Source organism: Microcystis sp. LE19-195.1E (assembly GCF_027532095.1).
Taxonomy (GTDB): Bacteria; Cyanobacteriota; Cyanobacteriia; order Cyanobacteriales; family Microcystaceae; genus Microcystis; species Microcystis aeruginosa.
The window spans coordinates 1-2,728 of the sequence record NZ_JAPZSZ010000357.1 but is presented as its reverse complement, the minus strand read 5'-3'; the positions used below and the strand labels follow the sequence as shown (position 1 = coordinate 2,728).

The following is a 2,728-nucleotide window of genomic DNA, read 5'->3' as shown; positions in this document are numbered from 1 at the left end:
TAACCTGAGCGACTTAGTTTTTGCTGCGCTTTTTTCTGGCTTGAGATTTTGAGTTTTACGGCAACTGCTTGAGTTTTTTTGAATTACCTCTTGACAATCAAGACAGTCGCTACGTTCATCTTATATTTAATTCCACCCACCTACTTAGCCGGTGCTATGAAATCTAAGCGGCGATCGCCACACCTGCAATCTCTAAGTACCGCCTCACCTCCAATCTAGAGAAATAACGCTCTTTTAATACCATAATTCCGGAATCAGGTCATAATAACCAGCTTGGGGCGGTGGGTAAATACCCGCTTCGATTTTTTCGATAATAGTCGGCCAAGCTTGCCTAAAAGCGGCAGAGCGCTCGTTGGGGTGCAAAGTCCAACCCTTGGCATTGGTGAGAGTGGCGCGATAGTAGTTGCTTTGTTCTAGGGAGCGAGAAACCATAATTTCCCAAGAGTCGAGTTTTCCTTTCCCAGTCAAAATATTGCCCCAAGCTTTTAAACCATCGGGTAAATGATCGAGAAAGGTATTTTTATAAGAGCGCCAGAGGGGGGTGATCGGTAAAAGGCGATCGTAGCGACGACAATTAAGTAGATAGGCACGACTACCAAAAAATTTAAATTGATAGAATCCATCGGGATTTTTCGTGCAAGGATGGGCAGAATCAATCGTACCATCGGGCCGCGGCGGACCGGACAAAGGACGCACAAACATCATTTCTGGATGGGTTTCCATTAACTCGATCCCTTCGCGGATCCAACTGTAATCCGGTTCTTGGTAGAGCATCATGTCGCTGTCATAATGGACCATATAATCGCTGCGACATGACTCGATTTTGAAGATCGAGCCGAAAATCGGATAACCTTTGTAGTTATGGGTGGAACGGAGGGGACTGCCGAAATGCTTTTGATAGATGCGCTGACGATAGCTGGGATCGTAGTTAAAATCCACTAGGCGATCGATTATGCCATCTTTAACTAATTTTTCACCACAGGCTCTTAACTCCTCCATTGTACCCAGTCCGGGGCGATTAACCTTTTCCCCGCTTAAAGGGGCCGTGTCAATAGCGAGTACCTTTTCATCGAAGGGAAACTGACTCATTTTGACTAGATGGGGAATAGTGTTCATCATAAACCAGACATCGGTTCGCGCCGTAAAAAACCAGAGCGAACAACTTGGCAATCCCATTTTGTATAAACCTCACTTTTGTTTGGGTCTTAAATGGGATACATTATAGGGGAATCTTAGCGACAAGTTGACACAATTCCTTATTAACCTATGACTATAGCCCTCGATCGCTTACCCCAATCTTGGCAGGGTTTAACCCATCGTTTAACTTATAAGTATTTTCAGGTACGCATTGATACACCCAAAGACCCCTATAAAATTCTCTTTCGTCCCCAACCCTATCAGGTTTTATTTATTCTTAGCCATATGCGATCGGGTTCGTCTTTATTGACCCATATCCTCAATTCTAATCCTGAAATTATCGGTTTTGGCGAAACTCATCTGGTTTATGAGAGTGAACAGGATTTTAAAACTTTAATGTTTCAACTCTACTGGCGTTTGAAAGATTTAAACATGAATCATAAATATATTTTAGATAAAGTTCTTCATGATCAGAAGTTTTTAGATCATAGTTTTTTGCAATCTGATCCGGTTAAGACCATATTTTTACTACGAGAACCGCAGCGCACTTTAGCTAGTATTCTAGATCTTAAACCCCATCAAAACGAGCAGCACGCCCTGGGTTATTATACCGGTCGTTTAGCCACCTTAGAAAGTTATGCTCGATTAATTAACAGCAAAGAAAAGAGTTTATTTATCACCCACGATCAGGTATTAAACCAAAGTCAATTGGTCTTTAATAGTTTACAGAGTCATCTCGATACTAAAACGGGATTTTCTGAAGAATATCGAGTTTTAAAAACCACTGGCAGCCGCGGTATAGGAGATTCTTCCGAGAATATCAAAGCGGGTAAAATTATTAAACAAGCCAGAAAATTAGATATAGAAATTTCCGACGCTGTTTTAACCCAAGCCCAAAAAGCCTACGATCGATGCTACGAAACCCTCAGCCATTATTGTCATTGTATCTAAACTGAATTGGGGATTAATAATGGCCTTGATTCTCTCCTCCGAGTCCCAAGAAAATCCCCCTAACTCAACTCTAAGTTGAGCATTTAAAAGGTCTGATTAGCCTTCAATATTAGCAATTGTAAAGCCCATCTGACACTCGTAGAGATTGGGCTGTTGGCTGCCCCCTTTGCCTAAGGAGTGACCACAGCCTAGTTTACCCTCTCGCCACCGGGGTTGTCCCTGCTGGTTGGCTAAAAGACAGCCCTGACAGACAGAACCCGTATCGAGAATGTGTTCGTCGGTTAAAATCACTAACATGACGTTCACCCCCATTGATCTCCGATCACTTTTGTCTCTATTGTAAGGGGTTTTTTCTGAGATGTAGTGGCGCGCTATACATTCCGCTACTTTTTGGTTTTTTTTCGCCTGGACTCTTCTTATGCAGAAGATTAGACCTTGAAAATGTATAGTCATTTCAGATAAGTCTGATACGATTCAATCTTAATTGAAGTGACTATAATTAGGGCTTGCTGAATAAATCTAAAAACCTTGTTGGATAAGGCTTTTAGACTTTTTTGACCTCAAAAAGTGCCGACCATTGGAGGGATCGGGGGTAAAATTCAGGTACTTTTTCCCTGAAAATTAGGTAACTGACTACCTC

3 protein-coding genes are annotated in these 2,728 nt (G+C 42.1%); 1 reads left to right on the top strand and 2 read right to left on the bottom strand.

Going from position 1 to position 2,728, the window contains the following annotated elements; translation table 11 throughout:
* Positions 1-234 precede the first annotated feature (234 nt).
* The gene (locus tag O9300_RS19140) at positions 235-1,176 is read right to left on the bottom strand and encodes a hypothetical protein (protein WP_287973409.1); all 942 of its coding nucleotides are present in this window, start codon (positions 1,174-1,176) and stop codon (positions 235-237) included.
* 90 nt (positions 1,177-1,266) lie between these two features.
* Between O9300_RS19140 and O9300_RS19135 the strand changes: the two genes are divergently transcribed.
* Positions 1,267-2,088 carry a sulfotransferase family protein gene (locus O9300_RS19135; RefSeq protein WP_190720275.1) on the top strand — a complete coding sequence of 274 codons (822 nt, stop codon included), beginning with the start codon at positions 1,267-1,269 and terminating at the stop codon, positions 2,086-2,088.
* A gap of 96 nt (positions 2,089-2,184) precedes the next feature.
* On the opposite strand, the gene O9300_RS19130 is transcribed toward O9300_RS19135, so the two are convergent.
* Entirely contained in the window at positions 2,185-2,385 is a 201-nt protein-coding gene (locus O9300_RS19130; protein WP_002735656.1) for a hypothetical protein, read from the bottom strand.
* Positions 2,386-2,728: the final 343 nt, after the last annotated feature.